Source organism: Psychrobacter sp. C 20.9 (assembly GCF_001921765.1).
Classification (GTDB): Bacteria; Pseudomonadota; Gammaproteobacteria; order Pseudomonadales; family Moraxellaceae; genus Psychrobacter; species Psychrobacter piscatorii_B.
The window spans coordinates 1-275 of record NZ_MRYC01000048.1 but is presented as its reverse complement, the minus strand read 5'-3'; the positions used below and the strand labels follow the sequence as shown (position 1 = coordinate 275).

Genomic DNA, 275 nt, shown 5'->3' with positions numbered 1-275 from the left:
CAACAAACTCTGCTGCATCTGGTGTGTACGAGATAGAGGTATTGCAGATAGCTACAGCCAATAAAATTTCTTCTGGTAATGTTGTTGATTCTGCTGCAGCTCAAGGAATTACAGACACAATTACGCTAGGTGTGTCTGGCGGTACAACAAAAGATATTTCTATCTCTTCTGATATGTCCTTGAATGATATTGCTGGTGCAATAAACGGTGTTACTAATGATACAGGCGTAAGAGCATCAGTAATCAAGGTTGGTGATAATGACTTTCGCTTGGTT

Annotated in this window: 1 protein-coding gene; it reads left to right on the top strand. The window is 40.0% G+C overall.

Annotated elements, in window-relative coordinates:
* A partial coding sequence (locus BTW00_RS13755) for a flagellin hook IN motif-containing protein (RefSeq protein ID WP_218609029.1) occupies positions 1-275 on the top strand: 275 nt, incomplete at both ends.